The sequence below is a fragment of the Burkholderia sp. BC1 genome (genome assembly GCF_052683555.1).
In genome coordinates this window covers 21,364-40,875 of record NZ_JBQYLP010000017.1, presented here as the reverse complement: position 1 = coordinate 40,875, position 19,512 = coordinate 21,364, and the positions used below count along the sequence as shown (strand labels likewise).

Here is a 19,512-nt window from a genome sequence, read left to right as displayed (position 1 = left end):
GCCGCGACGGCCGGCGGCAAGGAAACGGGGCGGCGTCACACCCCGAGCAGGTCGTGCAGGACCGGCATCTTGCCTTCCAGTTCCGACGCGCGGAAATGTTCGACGATGCGGCCGTGCTCCATCACGTAGAAACGGTCGGCGAGCGGTGCGGCAAAGCGGAAATTCTGTTCGACCATCACGATCGTGTAACCGCGCGACTTCAGCGCGACGATCATGCGCGCGAGCGCCTGCACGATCACCGGTGCAAGGCCTTCCGAGATCTCGTCGAGCAGCAGCAGGTTCGCGCCCGTGCGCAGGATGCGCGCGACCGCGAGCATCTGTTGCTCGCCGCCGGACAGCCGCGTGCCCTGGCTCTGCCGCCGCGAGGCGAGGTTCGGAAACATCGCGTAGATGTCGTCGAGCGACATCGCGTTCTCGCGCGCGCCGATCATCGGCGGCAGCATCAGGTTCTCCTCGCACGACAGGCTCGAGAAGATCCCGCGCTCCTCCGGGCAATAGCCGACACCGAAATGCGCGATGCGGTGCGTCGCGAGACCGATCGTCTCGTTGCCCGCGACCTTGATCGAGCCGCTGCGGCGGCCCGTGAGCCCCATGATCGCGCGCAGCGTCGTCGTGCGGCCCGCGCCGTTGCGGCCGAGCAGCGTGACGACCTCGCCGCGATGCACGGTCAGATCGACGCCATGCAGAATGTGCGATTCCCCGTACCAGGCCTCGAGGCCCGTGATTTCCAGCGCGGGCGTGCCGCTTTCGACACCGCTCAACTCGCGTTCCTCCCGTTCGCTGTGCTTCATGCGTGCGCCCCCGCGAGCGCCGCGTCGGCGCTGCCCATGTAAGCCTCGATGACGAGCGGATTCTTCGACACCTCCGCATACGAACCCTCGGCGAGCACCTCGCCGCGCTGCAGGACCGTGATCGTGTCCGAGATGCCGGCGATCACGTTCATGTTGTGCTCGACCATCAGGATCGTGCGGCCGCTCGCGACCTTCTTGATCAGTGCAGTCACGCGATCGACGTCCTCGTGGCCCATCCCCTGCGTGGGCTCGTCGAGCAGCATCAGTTCGGGTTCCATCGCAAGCGTCGTCGCGATCTCGAGCGCGCGCTTGCGCCCGTAGGCGAGCTCGACGGTGCGCACGTGCGCGAAATCGGTCAGGCCGACCTGCGTGAGCAGATCCATCGCGCGATCGTCGAGACGCTTCAACGTGCGCTCGCTGCGCCAGAAATGGAATTCGGTGCCGAGCGCGCGCTGCAGGCCGATGCGCACGTTCTGCAGCGCGGTCAGATGCGGGAACACGGCCGAGATCTGGAACGAGCGGATGATCCCGCGGCGCGCGACCTGGGCCGGCCGCTCGTCGGTGATGTCGATGCCGTTGAAGACGATCTGGCCGGCTGTCGGCGTCAGGAACTTCGTCAGCAGGTTGAAGCAGGTCGTCTTGCCGGCGCCGTTCGGGCCGATCAAGGCGTGAATGGCACCGCGACGCACGCGCAGGTTCACGCCATTCACGGCCGTGAAGCCCCTGAATTCCTTGGTGAGTCCGCGTGTTTCCAGAATCGTGTCGCCGAGAATCATGTTCCCTTCCGTACGAAGTCAGGCGAAGCACCGGGAAAGTTCGCGCAAGCGGCCGCGAAACAGGTCAGCGGATCGACGGGCTGCCCCCGAGCGCCGTGTTACGCCTCGAGGGTGGTCTCCCGCGCCGACGCGTAGGCACGCTGCGCGTCATTGTCGCGCCGTTGGTGCAGTGCAATCATCGGGATTTGCACTTATAGGGATGGCCGCGATACGCACGCCGCTGCGCATGCCGCTGCCCGCACCGCCGGCCGCATCGCTGCACGCGCCGTTCCCGTGCATCCGATGCACGCGAAAGGCGCGCGAACGCACGGTGCGCACGAATCGTGCCGCGCAGCACACACGGCGCGTGCACAAGCATGCGTTGTTTCGCAGCGCGAAGCAGCGCGTGGCGCGACACGCGTCCGCGATCGCGGCGCAATGGATGCCCACGCGCGCGTCGGCGTGTCGTCATGCGGGCGTCACGACCGCGTCGGTGTGCACCGAGGCGGCCGCGTCGCGCGCTGCACGGCGGTCCGCACGAATCATGTCGCTCGCGCGCTCGGCGATCATCAGCGTCGGCGAATTCGTGTTGCCCGACGTGATGAACGGCATCACCGACGCATCGACGATGCGCAGCCCCGCGATGCCGCGCACGCGCAGCCGGCTGTCGACGACCGCGCGCGGATCGTCCGCGCGTCCCATGCGGCACGTGCCGACCGGATGGAAGATCGTCGTGCCGACCGCGCCGGCCGCTTCCTGCAGCTCGGCTTCGGTCTGATAGCGCGTGCCCGGCAGGATTTCCTCGGGACGGTAGCGCGCGAGCGCCGGCGCGGACGCGATGCGGCGCGTGAGACGCAGCGCGTTGGCGGCGACGTGGCGGTCGTAGTCGGTCGACAGATAGTTCGGCGCAATCACGGGCGCCGCATGCGGATCGGCACTCGCGACATGCACGCTGCCGCGCGAGGTCGGCCGCAGATGACACACGGACGCGGTGAACGCATTGAAGCTGTGCAGCGGCTCGCCGAAGCGGTCGAGCGACAGCGGCTGCACGTGATATTCGAGATCGGGCGACGCGAGCGTCGGATCGTCCGGATCGGATTTCGCGAACGCGCCAAGCTGCGACGGCGCCATCGACATCGGCCCGCGCTGCAGCAGCGCATATTCGGCGCCGATCATCAGCTTGCCCCACCAGCGCGCGGACAGCGTGTTCAGCGTGCGCACGCCCTGCACGCGAAACGCCATGCGCAGCTGCAGGTGGTCCTGCAGGTTTTCGCCGACGCCCGGCAGATCCTGTACGACCTCGATGCCGAGCGCCTGCAGCCGCCGGCCGTCGCCGATGCCGGACAGCTCGAGCAGCTGCGGCGAATTCACCGCGCCCGACGTGAGCAGCACTTCGATGCGCGCGCGCGCGACGTACTCGGTACCGCCGCCGCGATATTCGACGCCGACCGCACGCCGCCCCTCGAAAATCACGCGCTGCGCGTGCGCGCCGGTGATCACGGTCAGATTCGCGCGCGCCATCGCGGGCCGCAGGAACGCCTTCGACGTGTTCCAGCGCACGCCGCGCTTCTGGTTCACCTCGAAGTAGCCGACGCCCGTGTTGTCGCCGCGATTGAAATCGTCGGTGGCCGGAATGCCCGTCTGCTGCGCGGCCTGCGCGAACGATTCGAGGATCTCCCAGCGCAGCCGCTGCTTCTCGACGCGCCAGTAGCCGCCCGCGCCGTGCGCGTCGCTCGCGCCCGCATGATGATCCTCGCTGCGCTTGAACACCGGCAGCACGCTGTCCCACGACCAGCCGGCGTCGCCGGTTTCCCGCGCCCAGCGGTCGTAATCGTCGCGCTGGCCGCGCATATAGATCATCCCGTTGATCGACGAACAGCCGCCGAGCACGCGTCCGCGTGGATACGACAGCGCGCGGCCGTTGAGCCCCGCTTCCGGCTGCGTCTTGTACAGCCAGTCGGTGCGCGGATTGCCGATGCAATACAGATAGCCGACCGGGATATGAATCCAGTGATAGTCGTCCTTGCCGCCCGCCTCGAGCAGCAGCACGCGAACGTCCGGGTCCTCGGTCAGCCGGTTGGCCAGCACGCAGCCGGCCGTGCCCGCGCCGACGATCACGTAATCGAATTCGCCTTCGAGCGTACGTTCCGTACTCACGATGTGTCTCCTGTCGATCGGCGTGCGCGCCGATTCGATGCAAAGCATGTTGTTATCGCGTCGCGCGGCGCGATTCCGCGCGTCGTTTTCAGCATAGTGCGCCCGCGCCGCCTGCGGTGCCTGCGGCGCATGGCGTGCCGCACGTCGGCCTACGGCGCGACGCCGCGATCGCCGCCGCGCCGTTCGCGTCCGGGCACACGGCGCGGAACGCGACCGATGAAGCGTACTCCCGGCGCCGCCCGCCGATCCAATGAGTTATGCTCAACTGCGTTATAAGCGGCGCTCATATCACGACGATGGATCTCACCCTGCTACGCGCGTTCGCGACGGTCGCCCGCGAAGGCAATCTGACGCGCGCGGCCGCGCAGTTGCATCTGACGCAGCCCGCGGTGAGCCTGCAGATCAAGCATCTGCAGGAGACGCTCGGCGTCGCGCTGTTCACGCGCACGTCGCGCGGGCTCGCGCTCACGCGCGACGGCCAGACGCTGCTGCCGCACGCGGAACGCGCGCTCGCGGCGGCCGCCGACGTCGAGCGCGCGGCGGCCGCGCTGCGGCACGAGGTGCGCGGCCGGCTGCGGATCGGCACGATCCTCGATCCGGGATTCCTGCGGCTCGGCGGCTTTCTGCGCGCGCTCGTCGAAACCCACCCGCAAATCGAGACCGCGCTGCGGCACGGGATGTCGGGCTGGGTGCTCGACCAGGTGCGTGCGCAGGCGCTCGATGTCGGCTACTACATCGGCCGGCCCGGCGACGACGATCCGCGCGACGGTGCGCCGTTCCATACGGTCACGCTCACGCATTTCCAGTACCGCGTGCTCGCGCCGGCCGGCTGGAAGGAGCGCGTGCAGCGCGCGCACGACTGGCGCGCGCTCGCTGCGCTGCCTTGGATCTGGACGCCGCCCGCGTCGGCGCACAACCGGCTGCTGTCGCGGTGCTTCGCGCAGGCCGGCGTGCAGCCGCTGAAGGTCGCCGAAGTCGATCAGGAGCAGTCGATGCTCGACCTCGTGAAATCGGGGATCGGTCTGACGCTCGCGCGCGACGCGATTGCGCTCGCCGAAGCGCACGCGCATGCGCTGACGATCGTCGAGCGCGTGACGGTGCCGACCGAGCTGACCTTCGTCACGCTCGCCGAGCGGCGCGACGAACCGGCGATCGCGGCCGCGCTCCGGCTGATCGAAGCGCAGTGGGCAATATGAGCGCGATTGATGATGCGGGCCGCGGCGCGCGCCGCGCGCTGCGCTTCGGCGCGGCGGGCTTCACGTCGCCGTCGCAGCCTTTTTGCTAGATTGTGCGTTCGCACATCCGTACATCGTCGTCGACCGAAGGAGGTCCGCATGGCCCGCAACATCGAGATCAAAGCCCGTGCCCGCGAATTCGACCGTCTGCGCGAACGCGCGGCCGCCCTGGCGACCGAAGCGCCGCTGTTCTACCGCCAGCAGGACTTCTTCTACGACGTGCCGCGCGGCCGGCTCAAGCTGCGCCGCTTCGAGGACGGCACGCCGGCCGAGCTGATCTTCTACCAGCGCGACGATCGCGACGGCCCGAAGGCGTCGTACTACACGCGCAGCCCGGTGACGAACCCGGACGCGATGCACGCGCTGCTCGCGACCGCGCTGACGACGCGCGGCATCGTCACGAAGGAGCGTCACGTGTATCTGGCCGGCCGCACGCGCATTCACCTCGATCGCGTCGACGGCCTCGGCGACTTCATCGAACTCGAAGTCGTGCTCGGGCCCGACGACGACGAAGCAGGCGGCGAAGCGGAGGCGCACGACGTGTTCGCGAAGCTCGGCGTCGCGCATGACGATCTCGTCGCGCTCGCCTATGTCGACCTGCTGAACGCGGCCGAGCGCGAAACGGCCGCGTGATCGTGCGCGGCATGCATGTGCGCGGCGTGCATACGCGCGGCGTGCGTACGCGCGGCGTGCGACGCGCGGTACAAACGCGCGCCGCCTGCCAACGCCGTGCGCGCGTCAGGCCGCGCCGGGCGCCAGATGCGCGAGCGGCAGCGCGCCGTTGCGCTTGAAGGTCGTCAGCACGATGTTCGAGCGCACGCTGTCGACGCCCGGCACACGCATCAGCTTCTTCATCACGAACTGCGACAGCGCGTTCAGATCCGGCGCGACGATCCGCAGCAGATAGTCGGCATCGCCGACCACCGCGTGGCATTCGAGCACTTCGGGCAGCACGTCGATCTGCTGCTGGAACTGCTCGATGATCGAATCGCCGTGATGCTTGAGCTTCAGGCTCGTGAACGCGGTCACGCCGAGCCCGAGTTTTTCGGGCCGCAGCATCACGCGATACCCCTCGATCACGCCGGCGGCCTCGAGCCGCTGCAGCCGGCGACCGATCTGCGACGGCGACAGCGGCACTTCCTCGCCGAGCTGCTGATGCGTCGCGCGGCCGAAGCGCTGCAGCACGTCCAGCAGCGCGAGATCGAAGTGATCGAGTTCCAGCATGTCCATTCTCCGCATGATTCGATGATTTAATGCGCGATTATCGCATTACATCCTGAATATGCGCCAATTTTGCGCCCAAGCCGCGCGCAGCCCGCTCTACACTTGCATGCATCCGAAACCACAGCATGCCGAGCGTCTCATGTCCACCGTCGTCACCGCGAAACTGCAGGAGCAGTTCGATGCGGGCCTCGAAACCCGCGCCGATTTCACCATCGACCAGCCGCTGCAGCGTTACGGCCGCCTCGACCACGCGGTGTGGCAGCAGCTCTATACGCGCCAGTCGGCGCTGCTGCGCGGGCGCGCATGCGATGGGTTCGTCGCCGGGCTCGGCAAGATCGACCTGCCGGCCGATCGCGTGCCGTCGTTCGCGGACGTGAACCGTCAGCTGATGCCCGCAACGGGCTGGCAGATCGTCGCGGTGCCGGGCCTCGTGCCCGATCGCGTGTTCTTCGAACACCTCGCGAACCGGCGCTTTCCGGTCACCTGGTGGATGCGTCGCCCCGATCAGCTCGACTACCTGCAGGAGCCCGACTGCTTCCACGACCTGTTCGGCCACGTGCCGCTGCTGATCGAGCCCGTTTTTGCCGACTACATGCAGGCATACGGCCGCATCGCGCTCGCGATCGCCGACGACGAAGCGGCGCTCGCGCGCCTCGCGCGGCTCTACTGGTATACGGTTGAGTTCGGGCTGATCCGCGACGGGCGCGGCCCCGGCGGGCTATCGATCTACGGCGCCGGCATCGTGTCGAGCAAGGGCGAGAGCCTGTACAGCGTCGAAAGCGCGGCGCCGAACCGGCTCGGCTTCGATCTCGAGCGCGTGATGCGCACGCGTTACCGGATCGATACGTTCCAGAAGACCTACTTCGTGATCGACGACTTCGCGCAGTTGTTCGCGCTGGCGGAGCTCGACGGCCGCGCGCTCGCCGCGCGCCTCGCGGGGCTGCCGGAGTATGACGCCGGCGCGGTGCTCGACACCGATCGCGTGCTGCATCGCGGCACCGGCGAAGGCTGGCCCGACGACGCCGACGCGTAATGTGACGCACGCCGCACGTGCCGACGCGCGGCGCGCAACTATGAAAGAATGACCGGTGCCGGCCCCGCCGCGCGGCGCATGCCGCGCGCGAGCGCCGTTACCGAACGAGGTGCAACATGGTCCACAAGCTCACATCAGAAGAACGCAAGACGCGACTCGAACGCCTGCCGCAATGGTCGGCGGTACCGGGCCGCGATGCGATCCAGCGCAGCCTGCGCTTTGCCGATTTCAACGAAGCGTTCGGCTTCATGACACGCGTTGCGATCAAGGCGCAGGAAATGAACCACCATCCGGAATGGTTCAACGTCTACAACCGCGTCGACGTGACGCTGTCGACACACGACGCCGACGGTCTCACCGAGCGCGACATCGAACTGGCCCTCTTCATCGACGCGGTCGCCGCACACGCGCGTCCGGCGAGTTGAGCACGCGCGTCCCGAGCGCGAACGAACGCGCCACGCGCTTTTTCGGCGCGCGGCGCGTCAACTTTTCATTTGCATGAACGTTTTCTAGGATGTACTCAGCGAAAGCCTTCAGCTTTCCAAGCCGTCCTTAAGGCGCACGTAAGTCTCGTACGCTTTCCGTGCCTTGGGGTCCAAACCTTCCAGTTGCAGCGCGCTTTCGCGCTGTACAATCAGCAGCGCATACGGCTTGGAGAGCGCGCTGGCCTCTTCGCAGAGTTTGAGTTCGTCGCCGCTCGACGGCGAGCGGGCGCGCCAGAAATTGATCGCGGCTTCGAGGTCGTGGATCGAAATATCGGACATGATTGGTTGTAATCGTGCGCTGGCCGCCATGCTTGATTGTCACGCGATGCGGCGGCCCTGTGGAAACGGCGTCGTGCTGTCCGCGTGCCTGAACCGCCAACCCATTGTACTTGAGCGAACTTCATGCGACTCCTTCTGATCGAAGACGACCGCCCCATCGCACGCGGTATCCAGAGCAGCCTCGAACAGGCTGGCTTCACCGTCGACATGGTGCACGACGGCATCTTTGCCGAACAGGCGCTGGCACAAAATCGCCACGAACTCGTGATCCTCGACCTCGGCCTGCCGGGCATCGACGGAATGACGCTGCTCACGCGCTTTCGCCAGACCAACCGCCACACGCCCGTCATCGTGCTGACCGCGCGCGACGAACTGAACGACCGTATCCAGGGCCTGAACTCGGGCGCCGACGATTACATGCTGAAGCCGTTCGAACCGGCCGAGCTCGAAGCGCGGATCCGCGCGGTGATGCGCCGCAGCGGCCCGCACAGCGACATGCCGCGTCCGGAAGTGTCGCTCGGCGGCGTCCGCCTGTCGGGCGTCGATCGCCGCATCTTCAACGACGACAAGCCGCTCGAACTGTCGCCGCGCGAATTCGCGGTGCTCGAAATGCTGCTGCTGCGTCACGGTCGCGTCGTCAGCAAGGCGCAGCTGCAGGATCACCTCACGCACTTCGGCGGCGATCTCGGCGACACCGCGATCGAAGTCTACGTGCACCGCGTGCGCAAGAAACTCGAACAGTGCCGCGTCGAAATCGTGACGGTGCGTGGCTTCGGCTATCTGCTGCAGGAAATCCGCCAGACGGCCAGCGTCTGAGCGGCACCGCCGTCGCCGGCGCGCCGCGTGCAGGCAGGCCGGCGGGCCGGCTCGCCGCGCGGCGTCGCCGTCCGGCGCACGACCGCGCCGCTCCGTCGTCTGAGCGGCGCTCATTCATTTGCCCGTCGACATGTCTTCTGATCCGGCTGTGACCAGCCTGCGCCGCTCGCTGCTGCGGCGCCTCGCCGCGCCGCTGTCGATGCTCGCGCTGATGAGCGGCCTGATTGCGTACTGGCTCGCGTGGCAATACACGCAGCACGTGATCGACCGCTCGCTCGCCGATCTCGCAACCGCCATCTCGAAACAGATCCAGATCGCCGGCCCCGACGCGCCGTTTACGGTGCCGCCGCTCGCGCAGGCGATGTTCTCCGATCCGGCCGAAGCGCTGATCTACCGGATCAGCGACGGCGAGCAGGAACTCGCCGGCGATCCGAAGCTGCCGCTGCAGGGCATCAACGTGCGGCGCATGCATCATGCATACGTGTTCGAAGCGGAATACGACAACCGCGCGGTGCGTGTGGCGCAGGTGCGCGTCGACAACGTCGAAGGCGGCAAGCCGATGGTCGTCGAAGTCGCGCAGCCGGTGCGGCATCGCTACCGGATCGCGGCGGAATTCCTCGTCGCGATCATGATGCCGCTGCTGCTGCTGCTGCTCGCGGGCTGGGGGATCGTATGGCGCGTCGTGAACCAGCAGCTCGGCCCGCTCACGCATCTCGCCGATTCGCTGAACCGGCAGACGCATACGTCGCTCGAGCCGGTCGACGAAACCGACGTGCCGCTCGAGATCCGGCCGCTGACGAGCGCGATGAACGCGCTGCTCGGCCGCCTGAAGACCGCCCTCGACGCGCAGCGCAAGTTCATTGCCGACGCCGCGCACCAGCTGCGCACACCGCTGACGGCCGTCAAGCTGCACGCGGAGCAGGCCGCGGTCGCACGCGATACGCAGCAGACGTATGCCGCGTTGCGCGAGTTGCGCGCGGCGGCCGACCGTGCGGTGCGGCTGTCGAATCAGCTGCTGTCGCTCGCGCGCGCGGAGCCCGGCGAACAGGCCGCGCGCTTCGTCGATGTCGACCTCGCGGCGATGGCATTCGAGACCGGTGCCGAATGGGTGCCGCGCGCGCTCGCCGCGCATGTCGATCTCGGCTTCCAGCGCAGCGACGATCCCGGCGAGGACGAGACGCTGCCCGTGCGCGGCAATCCGGTGCTGCTGCGTGAAGTGATCGCGAACCTGCTCGACAACGCGCTGAAATATGTGCCGCTCGCCCGGCCGAGCGGCGCGCGGATCACGGTGAACGTCGCGCGCGGCACGCTCGACGACGGCCAGCCGGCCGCGGAAATCGTCGTCGAGGACAACGGCCCCGGCGTGCCGGCGAACCAGCAGGCCGACCTGTTCAAGCGCTTCTTCCGCGGCGATGCGCACAACGGCAACGGCGTCGAAACCGGTGCGGGCCTCGGTCTTGCGATCGTCCACGACATCGTGGCGATGCACGGCGGCACGGTGTCCTACGAGGATGCACCGGAAGGCGGTTCGCGCTTCGTCGTCAAGGTGCCGCTCGCCGCACGCGCGGCGACGCCGGTCAGCGCGACGCCCGCTGCCGCGCCGACGCACTGAGCGACCGCTGCGGGCGCCGTGCATGCGGGCGCCGCGCATGCGGACGCGCGCATGCAGGCGCCGCGCACTGACCTACTTCTTCTTTTTCTTGTCCTTCGACTTGTCCTTCGCGGACGCATCGGACTTGCCGTCCTTCTTCTTTTTCTTCTTGCCGCTCTCATCCGACGTCGCGAGCAGCGTGCCGCGGCACGCATGGGTGCCGCAGTGGCATGCATATTCGCGCTTCAGCTTTTTCGTCAGCTTCGCGTCGATCACGAGCCCGTAGTCGTAGAACAGCTCTTCTTCCGGCTCGATGTCGCGCAGCGCGTGGATATACACGCGCCCGCCGACTTCTTCCGCCTCGCAGTTCGGCGCGCACGAATGGTTGATCCAGCGCGCGCTGTTGCCGTTGACCTTGCCGTCGATCACGCCGCCCTCTTCGAGCGCGAAATAGAACGTGTGGTTCGGTTCGTTCGGATCGTGCGGATGGCGGCGCAGCGCTTCCTTCCACGAAATTCGCTCGCCCTTGTATTCCACTACGCGCTCGCCGGCCTTGATCGGCGCCACGGCGAATACGCCCTTGCCGTGTACTCCCGAGCGGCGCACCGCGATCCTGCGTGAACTCATCGAACGAATCCTCGTGAAGACGACTTGAATGGAAGACGGCCGCGATCGCGGCCCGATGTCGCCGCTGCACGGCCGCCGGCATCGGTCGGGCCGGAAACGAAAACGCGGCACCGGTCGGTGCCGCGTCGGGGCATGCGGCGAATCACCCGCATCCTACACGTTCGCGATTGCTTCGTTCAACATCGCGTGCGATGCCGCGTGTCGCTCAGCGCTGGCCGAATGCGATGTCGCCGAACAGCGCCTTGTATTCGCGCGGCTGCGAGCGCCAGTACTGCGGCGGCGCCGACACCTGCGCGCCAAGTTCGGCAGCCGCGTGCCACGGCCAGCGCGGGTCGTACAGCATCGCACGCGCCATCGCGACGAAGTCCGCATCGCCCGCTTCGATCAACCGGTTCGCATGCGCGGGCTCGTTGATGAGGCCGACCGCGATCGTCGGCATGTCGACCGCGCGCTTCACGGCCTGCGCGAACGGCACCTGATAGCCGGGCGACAGCGGAATCTTCTGCAACGGCGATACGCCGCCCGACGACACGTCGATCCAGTCGCAGCCGCGGCGCTTCAGTTCGTGCGCGAATGCGATCGTGTCCTCGAGCTCCCAGCCGCCTTCGACCCAGTCCGTCGCCGAAACACGCACGCCGACCGGCCGATCCTCCGGAAACGCGGCACGCACGATGTCGAAGATCTCGAGCGGAAAGCGCATGCGGTTTTCGCGCGAGCCGCCGTATTCGTCGGTGCGCCGGTTCGCGAGCGGCGACAGGAACTGATGCAGCAGATAGCCGTGCGCCGCATGCACCTCGATCGCGTCGATGCCGAGCCGCGCCGCACGTTTCGCGGACGCAGCGAATGCCTCGCGGACGCGGTTCAGCCCGGCCGCGTCGAGCGCGAGCGGCGGCGTCTCGCCGTCCTTGTGCGGAACGGCCGACGGCGCGTGCGGCAGCCAGCCGCCCTCGGCGACGGGCACCAGTTGCCCGCCCTTCCACGGCACCTCGCTCGATGCCTTGCGTCCCGCATGCGAGAGCTGCATCGCGACGCGAATCGGCGAGTAGCGACGGATCGCGGCGAGGACGGGCTTCAGCGCCGCTTCGGTCGCGTCGTCCCAGAGGCCGAGGTCGCCGTGCGTGATGCGGCCGTCGGGTTCGACCGCGGTCGCCTCGATGCAAAGCAGCGCCGCGCCGGACAGCGCGAGATGGCCGAGGTGAATCATGTGCCAGTCGGTCGCTTCGCCGCGCTCCGCGGAATACTGGCACATCGGCGAAATCACGATCCGGTTCGGCAGGGTCACGCCGCGCAGCGTGAACGGTGAAAACAGCGCAGTCATGGTGGCCGCTCTCGAGAAATGGAAGAGCGCACGAGCGTAGCACGCACGACCGAAGCCTGCAGACGGCGGCAACGGCAGTAAGCGATTGGTCAGGAACGTGGGACGACCGTTGCGCGGCGTGCGGGCCGTACGGTCAGCATGCGATCGACGACCGCTGCAGCGGCGCGAGCGGCACGGTGCCGCTCAGAGCCCGACGCTGTCGAGCCATTCGCCGAACATCGTGCGCGCGGCGATTTCGAGCGTGGGCCCGTGCTGCGCGGTATCGTCGCGCAGCTGTCGCGCATCGATACCGGGCGTCGATGCGATCTCGCCCGCGTTCGCGATCAGCCAGGGTTCGAAGCGATCGGCGCGGATCTCCGGATGGCATTGCAGCGCGAGCACATGCTGGCCCCACGAGAATGCCTGATGCCGGCAGGCCGGCGTCGAGGCGAGATGAATCGCGCCGCCCGGCAGATCGAACGTATCGCCGTGCCAGTGGAGCATCGACGTCGTCGCGCCGTCGAGATGACGCAGCGGCGATGCGCGGCCGGCGTCGGTCAGCGTCAGCGGCGACCAGCCGAGTTCGACCTGCGCGGCCGGATAGACGCGCGCGCCGAGCGCGCGGGCGATGAACTGTGCGCCGAGGCAGATGCCGAGAATCGGCAGCGCGGCATCGATCCGCTGCTTCACGAGCGCCGCGAGCGGTGCGATCGTCGGATACTGCGCGTCGTCGTAGACGCTGAGCGGGCCGCCGAGCACGACGAGCAGCGACGGTTCGAGCGCATCGAGCACCTCGACGCGCGACGAGCCGACGTCGACGTAGCGCACACGCCGGCCGCGCTCGCCGAGCACCTGCTCGAAACTGCCGAGATCCTCGAAATGCACGTGGCGGATCGCCACGACTTCAGCGTTCATCATCGGCCTCCCGGTCGATCGACGGACGTCAGCCTGCGAAAATCTTCCAGGTCTTTTTCTGCGTGGCCACGTCGGCTTCTTCGTGCATCGAACAGTCGAGACGCAGATCGCCGTCCGCGAGCGGCGTACCGAACGACGCGCAGTGATGCACGGCCTTCTTCGACGGCTTCGACGGCTGGAAATGCACGCACGTGAGGCACATGCGCTGCGGCGGCGTCGCGCCGGCGACCTGCAGCTCGCGCAGCGTTTTCAGCAGCGCGCGGTACAACGCGCCCTGCTCGTCCGCGCCGAGCTTGCCGACCGCCTTCGTCAGGAATTCCGGCCATTGCAACGCCTTCTTCGCGGCCGTGCGGCCGCGTGCCGACAGGCGCACGGCGAGCGCGCGGCCGTCGTCGAGCGCGCGGCGCTTCTCGACGAGCCCCTTCATCTCGAGCGTGCTGACCGCATCGCTCGTGGTAGCCGCGGTGAGCTGCGTCTCGCGCGCGATTTCGCCGAGCCGCATCGGGCCCTTGCGCTGCAGCAGCAGCACGAGGATCTCGCCCTGCGTCGGCGTGAGGCCGGCGCCTTCCGCCCAATCCCATGCCTCGCTCCGCATGGCCGTACTCAACCGCAGCAGGCTGTGGGTCACACGTCCCGCAGCCTGATTCCCGTAAACGCCTTCGCTCATAGTCTTTTCGCTTTGCCGCCGCCCGGACTTGCCGAGCGGCCGTAGTGTGGAGATCGAATCTCTGTCTCAGGGGCGGACCGGATCGTCGAATCCGTCCGGCACGGCCGTCGCGAGGCACACGCGGCGGTCGCGTCCGCGGCGACCGGTAAGACACGCGGTGCTTCCGGTGTCCGCAAAGCCGACATTCTAAGCGAGAGCGGAAAATCGCACAGCTAAGTTATCCCCTTTGCGCTGTGGAAAATCACGGGATAACTGTGTTTTTTCATTGTGCAGCCGATGCGGCGTGCCGGCGGCCCGTGTCGCGCGGCCATCGAGCGGCGCGCGCCGGCAATCGCGCGAGGCATGGCGATCCACCGGGTTATCCATTCCACAGACCTTTGACTTTGCAGCGGAATATCCGGTTATCCACAGCATGGCGGCAGAACCGGCAACGGTTGCCGACTCGACGCGTGCCGGTTCGCACTCAGCGAATCGCGACGCGGTCGAGTCCGCAATCTGCAAAACATTTTTTCATTCGCGCCAACGCAGGCACTGCTGGCGAACGGTTTCGTTCAGCGACTTTTCCTGCTTGAAGACGGTTCGCAGCCACGACGCGTCGTTCACGCGCGCTTTCGCGAGCGCACCGATCTCGTCGAGCGCCGCGCGCGAGCCGAGCTCGGCCGCATGCGGGGCGATCCGATCGAGCGTGTCGAGGATGTCCTCGGCGATCGTGCGGCGCTCACCCGTCTGAGGATTCACGCACGTGCCTTCGAGCCCGAAGCGGCACGCTTCGAAACGGTTGAACGTGTAGACGAGATAGTCGTCCTCGGTGAGCGTGAGCGGACGATCGATCAGCAGATAGCGCGCGAGCGTCTGGATGTAGCACGCGATCGCGGCCGCACGATCGACCGACAGCGGCGTATCCATCACGCGCACTTCGATCGTTCCGTAGCCGGGCTTCGGGCGGATGTCCCAGTAGAAATCCTTCATCGAGTTCACGACGCCCGTGTTGACCATCTTCGTGAAGTATTCCTCGAAGTCGTGCCACGTGAGCGCGAACGGCGCGCGACCCGACAGCGGAAATGCGAACACCGAATTGAGCCGCGCGGAATGGAAGCCGGTGTCGACGTTCTGCACGAACGGCGAGGACGCCGACAGCGCGATGAAGTGCGGAATGAAGCGCGACATCGAATGCAGCAGGAACAGCGCGCTGTCGGGATCGGGACAGCCGATGTGCACGTGCTGGCCGAACACGGTGAACTGCTTCGCGAGATAGCCGTACAGCTCGGACAGATACTGGAAGCGCGGCGCATCGTAGATCTGCCGGTCGCTCCATTGCTGGAACGCGTGCGTACCGCCGCCGGCCAGCCCGACGTTGAGCTGGTCGGCCGCCTTCACGAGCACATCGCGGATCGCGTGCAGCTCGCCGAGCGCCTGCTCGTGCGTATGGCAGATGCCGGTCGACAGCTCGATCATGCTCTCGGTGATTTCCGGCGTGATGTTGCCCGGAAAGGTCTCGCCCTGGATCAGCCGCATCAGGTCCGATGCGGCCTTGGTAAGGTCGTAGTTGTGCGTGTTGACGACCTGGATTTCGAGTTCGACGCCGAACGTGAACGGCTCGGAATTGACGAAGGTTTCGAGTGCCATGGCAGGGGGTTCCGGAATCAGTTGCCGTCGCTGCGCTCGCCGACCGCCGACAGGCATCGGTAGACGACGAACGGGCTGACGAGCTGCAGGATCACGATCGTGCACATCACGATCGCGCGCAGATGCGGATCGAAGTTCGGGTAGAGCTGGTAGGTATCGTCGACGAGCAGGTAGCTCAGCGCGGACATCGGCGTCAGCGCGATGCCGAGCGCGACACCCTGCTTCATCCCGATCCCGCTCGGCTTCGCGAACGCGACGACGCCGCCGAGTTTCGCGACGAGCCGCGTGACGATCAGCACGATCGCGAACAGGCCGCCGATCGCGATGTCGCTCCATGTGAACGACGTGAGCGTAAGCACGAACAGCACGACCGTGAGCAGCCAGCCGGCCGTGCCGAAATGCTCGGGCCACAGCTGCGGGCGCGCTTCGAGGTTCTTGACGATGATCCCCGCGAGCAGCAGCGTGAGCAGCGTCGACAGCTTCAGCGCCTGAGCCACCGCGATCGCGAGCATGACGAGGCCGAACAGCGCGACGAACGAATGCTCGTCACGCATCGTCGACGTCATGTGGCGGAACAGGTAGTTGCACGAACGCGCGACCAGATACGCGACGATGAACGAACCGACGAGCAGATAGACCGGCTGCAGGATCGTGGCGAACACGTTGCCGTACGCTTCCTGATGCAGCCAGCTCGTGACGAGCTTGGTCAGCACGATCGCGTAGACGCTGTTCAGCGCGGTCAGCGTGATCAGCCGCTGCGATACCTGCCCTTCCGCGCGCAGTTCGGTCTTGAGCTGGATCACCATCGACGGCGACGTCGCGATCGCGATCGCCGACAGCACGAGCGCGACCATGCCCGACACGCCGAGCGCGAGCATCACGAACAGCACGAGCACGAACGTCAGCGTCGCTTCGGCGAGGCTCGACGCAATGAGCCACGGATTGCGGCGGATCCACCGCAGGTCGAGGCGGCTGCCGAGTTCGAACAGCAGCAGCCCGAGAGCGACGTTGATCAGCAGCCGCGACGTTTCGTCGGTGCTCGAGTCGATCACGCCGAAACCGAACGAACCGGCGATGAGACCGATCACCGCATAACCGGTAATGCGCGGCAGCCGCCACGCGCGATAGCAGAGTTCGCCGCACAGCCCGGCCGCGAACAGCGCGAGCCCGGCCCAGAACACGGCATCCGGCGTAAGCGGCCAGTTGGGCAGAAATGAGAACGCCGACTTCATCGTGGTGACTTCTCCTTTGGAAGCAACCGCCAGCGACGCGGGGTCAAGCGTCAGGAATGAGTGCGCGCCGGCTGGGTATCGCCCCGAATGTGATTGTTGTGGTTGACGACGGCGGGACATGGGGTCCGCCTGTACCGCCATTCGGCGGATGTGTCGCTCAGGTCTGCCGATCTGGATTGTCGGCCTGATGTGTGAACGGACTGCGCTGCCTCGAAGACTCAGATTCGAAACTGTGCGGACCGTTCCGTTGAAGCATGTCCGGCGCCTGGCCGGACGAACGCGAAGGAAACCGATTGTGCCACAGCTTTTTCACTCTGGAACCCATTCGATCGAACCCGAAACGCTGTGCGGCGCACAGGTCTTTGGTTTAAAAGGTTTATCTGTATATATACGTAGTAGAAGTTAACAAAGCGCTCACAGTTCTGTGGATAACCTCGGTTTACGCTGCCGGATCAAAGGCTTGTTGAAAACATAACCGGTTGCACAGCGTGTTCGTGCACAGTAGTTTGAGATGAGCAACTTTTGGACCCTGTGCGCGACCGGCCGAGTTACCCCGTTTACGTCCACTGTGATTGCACACGAACCGAGCATGGATTTCGCGCGGTTATCCACAGCATCGCGTGGATAACTTTGCGCGGGAAAATCGGGAAACTGTGAGGGGAACGGTGCGCCGGTTCAGTCGGCGGCGCTCACCTGGCGTGCGCGCAATGCGCGGATCAGGAAACGGGCGGGATCGACGGCTTCCGCGAGTTCGCGCTCGATCGGCCAGGGCTCGCCGTCGAGTTGCGAGGCGATGAGCTCGGCGCCGAGCGCGGCCCAGACGAGACCGCGCGAGCCGTAGCCGAATGCGCCGTAGAGCCCCGGCATGCGCGGCAGGTCGCGGGCTTTGGCACCGCTCAGCGCGCGGGCGTTTGCCACTGCCTGCGCTTCGTCGGCGAGCGGGCCGATCAGCGGCAGCCGGTCGCCGGCGACCCAGCGGAACGCGACGCGGCCGCGCAGCGTGTCGAGCGCGGGCACGTCGCGGATCAGTCCCGGCAGCAGGCGCCTCACACGCTCGAGGTTTTCCGCATGGCCGGCCACGCGTATCGCCGGATCGACGTCGTCCGGTTCGAACGTTGCGCCGATCAGCAGCGTGCCGTCGTCGAGCGGCACCGCGTAGCCGTCGCCGATCGCCGGGCACGGCAGCGGCGATGCGCTGGCTGCCGGCAGCAGCGTGAGCTGCCCGCGCACGGGTTGCAGCGCGACGTGCCGCAGCCCGGCAAGCCGCACCGCATCGCCGGCATTCGCGAGTACGACGACGGGCGCCTGGGCGAGCGTGCGTCCGTGCGCATCGAGCGCATGCCACTCGTCGCCGTTGCGTTCGAGCCGCGCGACTTCGGTGCGCGTCAGCCGTTGCACGCGATCGCCGGCGGCCGCGCATTGCGCGTCGGCGAGTGCGGCCGGCCACACCGCACCGCCGTGCGGAAACAGCAGCCCGCCATGCGCGACCGGCAAATTCAGATAGGCGCGCGCGGCGTCCGTGTCGAGCAGCGTCGCATAGTCGGACGGCGCGCCGAGCGCATCGAATGCATCGCGCATGCGCGCGAAGTCGTCCGCAGATTCGGCGAGATGAACCATGCCGTGCGTGCTGCGCGCAAACGCATGACCGCCCGCTTCGAGCGCCCGCCAGCGCGCGAGCGCATAGAGAAAACCGGCGCGCGTGAGACGGCTCGCGACGTTGTCGTCGCGCGTCATCAGCGGATGGAACACACCGGCCGGATTGCCGGACGCTTCGCTCGCGATCCGTTCGTGCCGTTCGATCAGCGTCACGTTCCAGCCGCGCGCGGCGAGCCGCTCGACGACCGCGCAGCCTGCAACGCCGGCACCGATCACGAGCGCACGACGCGTGGCGGCGTTCGGCCATGCGCGCGGCGGTTCGTGCCGGCGCATGCGCCAGCGCGGCGCATATTCGCCGACCAGCATCGCGCGCTTGCCGGCGAAACCGTCGACCTTGCGATACGCGAAACCCGCTTCGTCGAGCGCGCGTTTCACGACGCCGGAACTCGAATAGGTCGCGAACGTCGCGTGCTCGTCGGCCATGCGCGCAAGCGCGCGAAACACGTCGATCGACCAGAGGTCCGCGTTCTTCGACGGTGCAAAGCCGTCGAGATAAAACGCATCGGCGCGCGCGACGAGCGCCGGCAGCCGTTCGAGCGCATCGCCGAACACGAGCGTGAGCACGACGCGCCCTGCGTCGAATTCGAGTCGATGCACGCCCGGCACGAGCGGCGGCCATGCATCGGCGAGCGTATCGACATTCGCCGATATGGTTGTATTCGCAACGATATGCGCAGCGGCGCGTCGCAGGTCTTCACGCGAGAACGGATGCTTTTCGACCGACACGAAATGGAGGCGCTCGCAGCGCGCGGGATCGTCGCGCCACGCGGCCCATGTGGCGAGAAAGTTGCAGCCGATGCCGAAGCCCGTCTCGACGATCGTAAACGTGCGGCGCTGCTGCCAGCGCGCGGGCAGCCCGTTGCCCGCGACGAACACGTGGTTGGCCTGCGCGATCGCGCCCGCGGCACTGTGATAGATGTCGCCGTACGCGGGCGAGACGAGGGTGCCGTCGTCGCGGAACGCGAGCGTGGCAGGGACGAGTCGGTCGGGCATGCGAAACAAAAATCGTGACAGCCAAGCCTGGCAAGGGATTGCGGCGCACGTGCCGATCGGCCGTTGGCAAAATCCAACGGCGCGACGCAGGCGCGCAGCGGGCTGCGTATCCTGTCCGGTTGGCGCTGGTCAA

At 67.0% G+C, this 19,512-nt stretch carries 18 protein-coding genes; 6 read left to right on the top strand and 12 right to left on the bottom strand.

Going from position 1 to position 19,512, the window contains the following annotated elements:
• Positions 1–35 precede the first annotated feature (35 nt).
• The 3 genes from ACSHSS_RS11295 to ACSHSS_RS11285 form a co-directional block, all read right to left on the bottom strand.
• Positions 36–791 (bottom strand): ABC transporter ATP-binding protein, encoded by a 756-nt coding sequence (locus tag ACSHSS_RS11295; protein ID WP_012212465.1) that lies wholly within the window; start codon positions 789–791, stop codon positions 36–38.
• Positions 788–1,567 (bottom strand): ABC transporter ATP-binding protein, encoded by a 780-nt coding sequence (locus ACSHSS_RS11290; protein ID WP_006401484.1) that lies wholly within the window; start codon positions 1,565–1,567, stop codon positions 788–790. The genes ACSHSS_RS11295 and ACSHSS_RS11290 overlap by 4 nt, the downstream gene beginning before the upstream one ends.
• A gap of 447 nt (positions 1,568–2,014) precedes the next feature.
• On the bottom strand, positions 2,015–3,703 hold the full coding sequence (locus tag ACSHSS_RS11285; protein WP_175765380.1) for a GMC family oxidoreductase: 1,689 nt from the start codon (positions 3,701–3,703) through the stop codon (positions 2,015–2,017).
• 296 nt (positions 3,704–3,999) lie between these two features.
• Here ACSHSS_RS11285 and ACSHSS_RS11280 point away from each other — a divergent pair, with 296 nt between their 5' ends.
• Positions 4,000–4,899, top strand: a complete 900-nt coding sequence (locus ACSHSS_RS11280) for a LysR family transcriptional regulator (protein ID WP_048805466.1) — start codon at positions 4,000–4,002, stop codon at positions 4,897–4,899.
• Between the two features lie 138 nt (positions 4,900–5,037).
• Entirely contained in the window at positions 5,038–5,571 is a 534-nt protein-coding gene (locus tag ACSHSS_RS11275) for a class IV adenylate cyclase (RefSeq protein ID WP_006401489.1), read from the top strand.
• Between the two features lie 105 nt (positions 5,572–5,676).
• Here the strand turns inward: ACSHSS_RS11275 and ACSHSS_RS11270 are convergent, their stop codons facing one another.
• Positions 5,677–6,162, bottom strand: coding sequence for an Lrp/AsnC family transcriptional regulator (locus ACSHSS_RS11270; protein ID WP_006408082.1), 486 nt, complete (start codon positions 6,160–6,162; stop codon positions 5,677–5,679).
• A 139-nt stretch (positions 6,163–6,301) separates the two neighbouring features.
• Between ACSHSS_RS11270 and phhA the strand changes: the two genes are divergently transcribed.
• On the top strand, positions 6,302–7,195 hold the full coding sequence (gene phhA, locus ACSHSS_RS11265) for a phenylalanine 4-monooxygenase (RefSeq protein WP_249170490.1): 894 nt from the start codon (positions 6,302–6,304) through the stop codon (positions 7,193–7,195).
• 116 nt (positions 7,196–7,311) lie between these two features.
• The gene (locus ACSHSS_RS11260) at positions 7,312–7,620 is read left to right on the top strand and encodes a 4a-hydroxytetrahydrobiopterin dehydratase (protein ID WP_006401492.1); all 309 of its coding nucleotides are present in this window, start codon (positions 7,312–7,314) and stop codon (positions 7,618–7,620) included.
• Between the two features lie 108 nt (positions 7,621–7,728).
• On the opposite strand, the gene ACSHSS_RS11255 is transcribed toward ACSHSS_RS11260, so the two are convergent.
• Positions 7,729–7,959: a DUF3717 domain-containing protein gene (locus tag ACSHSS_RS11255; RefSeq protein ID WP_006401493.1), complete on the bottom strand. Its 231-nt coding sequence runs from the start codon at positions 7,957–7,959 to the stop codon at positions 7,729–7,731.
• A 123-nt stretch (positions 7,960–8,082) separates the two neighbouring features.
• Here ACSHSS_RS11255 and ACSHSS_RS11250 point away from each other — a divergent pair, with 123 nt between their 5' ends.
• Positions 8,083–8,775 (top strand): response regulator, encoded by a 693-nt coding sequence (locus tag ACSHSS_RS11250; protein WP_006401494.1) that lies wholly within the window; start codon positions 8,083–8,085, stop codon positions 8,773–8,775.
• Positions 8,776–8,905: 130 nt separating this feature from the next.
• Positions 8,906–10,387 (top strand): sensor histidine kinase, encoded by a 1,482-nt coding sequence (locus tag ACSHSS_RS11245; RefSeq protein WP_012212460.1) that lies wholly within the window; start codon positions 8,906–8,908, stop codon positions 10,385–10,387.
• A 72-nt stretch (positions 10,388–10,459) separates the two neighbouring features.
• On the opposite strand, the gene ACSHSS_RS11240 is transcribed toward ACSHSS_RS11245, so the two are convergent.
• The 7 genes from ACSHSS_RS11240 to mnmC form a co-directional block, all read right to left on the bottom strand.
• Positions 10,460–10,993 carry an SET domain-containing protein gene (locus tag ACSHSS_RS11240; protein ID WP_212160814.1) on the bottom strand — a complete coding sequence of 178 codons (534 nt, stop codon included), beginning with the start codon at positions 10,991–10,993 and terminating at the stop codon, positions 10,460–10,462.
• A gap of 205 nt (positions 10,994–11,198) precedes the next feature.
• The gene (locus tag ACSHSS_RS11235; RefSeq protein WP_105776591.1) at positions 11,199–12,311 is read right to left on the bottom strand and encodes an NADH:flavin oxidoreductase/NADH oxidase; all 1,113 of its coding nucleotides are present in this window, start codon (positions 12,309–12,311) and stop codon (positions 11,199–11,201) included.
• Positions 12,312–12,494: 183 nt separating this feature from the next.
• The gene (locus tag ACSHSS_RS11230; RefSeq protein WP_039216682.1) at positions 12,495–13,205 is read right to left on the bottom strand and encodes a glutamine amidotransferase; all 711 of its coding nucleotides are present in this window, start codon (positions 13,203–13,205) and stop codon (positions 12,495–12,497) included.
• Between the two features lie 28 nt (positions 13,206–13,233).
• Positions 13,234–13,872 (bottom strand): MarR family winged helix-turn-helix transcriptional regulator, encoded by a 639-nt coding sequence (locus tag ACSHSS_RS11225; RefSeq protein ID WP_006408074.1) that lies wholly within the window; start codon positions 13,870–13,872, stop codon positions 13,234–13,236.
• Between the two features lie 510 nt (positions 13,873–14,382).
• Complete coding sequence (locus ACSHSS_RS11220) at positions 14,383–15,498, bottom strand: YbdK family carboxylate-amine ligase (protein WP_006401501.1); 1,116 nt, start codon at positions 15,496–15,498, stop codon at positions 14,383–14,385.
• A 17-nt stretch (positions 15,499–15,515) separates the two neighbouring features.
• Positions 15,516–16,730 (bottom strand): cation:proton antiporter, encoded by a 1,215-nt coding sequence (locus tag ACSHSS_RS11215; RefSeq protein WP_006401502.1) that lies wholly within the window; start codon positions 16,728–16,730, stop codon positions 15,516–15,518.
• 675 nt (positions 16,731–17,405) lie between these two features.
• Positions 17,406–19,379: a bifunctional tRNA (5-methylaminomethyl-2-thiouridine)(34)-methyltransferase MnmD/FAD-dependent 5-carboxymethylaminomethyl-2-thiouridine(34) oxidoreductase MnmC gene (gene mnmC, locus ACSHSS_RS11210; RefSeq protein ID WP_212160802.1), complete on the bottom strand. Its 1,974-nt coding sequence runs from the start codon at positions 19,377–19,379 to the stop codon at positions 17,406–17,408.
• Positions 19,380–19,512: the final 133 nt, after the last annotated feature.